The organism is Bartonella sp. AA56HLJMS (genome assembly GCF_042197145.1).
Taxonomy (GTDB): domain Bacteria; phylum Pseudomonadota; class Alphaproteobacteria; order Rhizobiales; family Rhizobiaceae; genus Bartonella.
Map to the genome: position 1 here is coordinate 1 of NZ_JBHIRL010000051.1, position 3,191 is coordinate 3,191.

The window sequence follows — 3,191 nt, forward strand, 5'->3', positions numbered from 1 at the left end:
ACCGTTGTGGTATGCGATTGAGATGTATCGGACGATTTCTCATGCAAAAAGCCACTTGATGACGATTGTGCTTGCTGATCCAAGTGTTCTTGGGCGCCTTTGATAGTAATCTTTCCCCCAGAGTGAATGGTAATATCCGCTTTTTTCTGATCTCCTAGTGCTTTCTCTCCTGACGTTTCCTCTGCCTTACCGGCTACGAGCATCGAGGCGACAACTTCCGTGTTGTTTCCGGAATCAATGGCAATGCCTTCACCCCCTGTTATGCTTGACCCCACAACTTGGCGCACATCCATCTTGTTATGCTCAGATTTGCTGCTACTAAATGCTCCACCGTCTTTATGGTACGACATCTCATACTGTAAGCTATCCTCTGCATTATTGATGAGAATATCGTTGCTGGCTTTCAGCCCCACCTTGCCATCAGCCGCAATGGAACTACCTGTAATGCTAAGATCATGCGGTTTGCCATCCTGCCCTGCAATGACAGTGCTATCACCTCCCGATTTTATCGAAGAGCCAACGGCATGAGAGGCTTGCATATCCACTTTCGTGTTTTTGGTGCGAAGATGATACTCCATCTCATCGTTTCTCACCCCTATTGTTACCTCCCCTTGGGCGCCAAGAGCAACATTGCCCTTGGCATCTATATCGGAAGCAGCCATATGGATATCTTTTCCAGAGAGAACAGTGGTCTCTTTTCCAGAACTTAAATGAGAGCCATTGTGTAAAGCAACATGAGATGTTTCACTCCCATTCTGATTGTCCATACTGTTGCGTGTGGCATCAATCGAAACATTCCTCTCAGCTTGTAAGAGAAGTTTATCCTTTGTTTGAACATCAGAGCCTAAGATATTCAAATCTTTTCCAGAGGCAAGTGTCGTTGAGCCTCCAGAGTTGACTTCTGATTTATGATGCATGGTGGCATCACCCTGTTCATCATGGTAATGGGTTTCTGCTGAACCGATCGTCAAGTTACCTTGTTCTGTAGCCATGGCAAGATCACCTCCGGTAGTGATCCCCACCCCTGAGGCGGTGATATCTTGCTTGGCAATCACCGTTGCATTACCCCCAGCAGAAAGCGCCTCGGTGTTTAATACTGTCTCCACGCCGTCAACCGTTGTGCGCCCTGCATCCAAACGAATATTTTTCTCCGCAAGGAGAACAGCATCACCACCCGCCGCAAAATGCCCTCCTTGACTAAAGATATCCCCGCCATGCACATGCAACTGGTGGTTTGCCGCAATCCGCCCTGAATTGGTTATCGTGGAATTGCTTGTATTTTGGCTGGTGATATTGACATCATCGCCCATGATCAAAGCCCCAGCAGAAACAAAGGAGGCTCTGTCTTTTTCAGGGATGTAAAGCACCGGTGCATAAACATCCATGCCCTTGACCTGTTGGCGCACATAAATCACCATTGGGGCTTCTAGGGACGCCAATTGTTCTTCACTCAAAGCCTCACCAAAAGGGAGATTGTGTGCTTTTGCATAGTCTGCCCCGACATCCAGCAAGGTTTTGACTTGTTCAATGGCATCACTTCCAGGAATAAAGGAACCTTTGCCCAAACCTTGACCAACAAGATCACGCATTTGTTTTTCAATCAATTCCTTTTCGAAATAAGCATCGCCTAAGAAAAAAATCTCTCTGTCAGGATTGTAACCAATTCTGTTCAAATAATAGGCTGAGCCATAAAACTTGCCGACATCAAGAAATTCTGCCCGCGTTTCATAAATGAAATTTTGATTGGGTAGCGTGCCCCCAACACCACCCGATTGGGGTTTTGGTAAAGGGAGCCCCTCAGAAAGTTCCCCCGCATTATTGAGATCGACTGTTGGTGTAAAGAGAGCGCCAGCCCCAGTTAAACCACTTAAGGACTCCAGTGGATTGCCTTCAACTGCTTGTGCTTTAAAATGCGCATCCCCTGTAATCGAACCTTCCGCTGCCGTGTTATTGAGTTGATCGACCACCAAATTCAACGTGCCACCCGCTTGGACAAGACCAGGAGCTGCATCAAGAGCTTCTGAACCAGTATGGCGATCCTTGCCATCGGCTATATCTAAAGAAACATCGCGGCTTCCATCAGCTTTATAGCCATAACAATAACCATCCTGCGTATTGGCATTACAACCCAGATAAGTTTTTTTATAAGCCGTTGCACCCAGATTGGTCAGCACACCAGCGTGGATATCGGCATTTCCCCCTGCTTCTATAGAGCTATAATGGTTGTCAATGGTATCAGCGTTAATGATGAGATTGCCACTAGATTGTATTACCCCCGAAACAGTTGGTTTATGCGAAAATGCTTGTGTGACAGTCTTTTCTGTCATGTGTGACCAGTCTTCGTTTATTGACCCAAACCATCCTCCCTTCCGCCGAGAACCATTCCATACAAACTCTTCTATGTCTCCTTTTCGAGCATTATGTTTCCAAGTAAATGCCTTATAGACTGTCCCATCTTTTAAAGTTGCCGTGCCATAGGTTCCTTCTTTGTTATTCCAAAGTTGTTGCTCAAATATAAAGTGTTTTGGACCGACTGGCCCACTCTCCCTCTTAGAAAGTTTTCCTTTTCCCCAACGATCCCAGTACATATCATGATATAAAGGCCTACCATCGAGAAAATTATATTTGTCTGGTTTTTCGAAAGAAATATCGCTATATTCCGTTTTTTCCGTGATGACAGGCGTGCTATCGGCTTCGTTTTTTAGAGTGTTGGTTTGGATATTTAAGTTTCCACCAGCTTGAATAAAGCCCGCTTTGTTCACAAGCGAAAGGCTTTTTCCGCTGCCAGCTGCATTGGTGAAAGATAAATCACCTTCTGTCATTATGGTGCCAAAATCATTGAGCAAAGCACCATCAACTTGTAAAGCACCATTGCCCTTCACATAGATTAAACCCGTTTTGTTGTTGGTCACATCCCCCGTCACGCTAAAGACTAAATCCTGCCCCGATGCCAATTGACCGCTATTTCTAAGCTCCCCCGTCTTGATCACGAAATCTCGTGCCGCTAAAACAGACGTTGTCTCATCAACCATAACGCTTGGAGCAACAAAGAGAATATCTCCAGTTCCACCCTGATCTGTCACGGCTTGTAGCCGCGCATGGTGAATATCAAGGGCATTGGTGCTTTGAAAGTCTAAACCGCCATAAGCCAATTCGCTGCCCGAGACATCAATATGATCTGCAATTAAATA

Annotated in this window: 1 protein-coding gene; it reads right to left on the reverse strand. The window is 45.8% G+C overall.

Going from position 1 to position 3,191, the window contains the following annotated elements; translation table 11 throughout:
* Positions 1-3,191, reverse strand: a 3,191-nt coding sequence (locus ACFINI_RS09540; RefSeq protein WP_375648004.1) for a hemagglutinin repeat-containing protein, incomplete at both ends; no start/stop codon positions are given.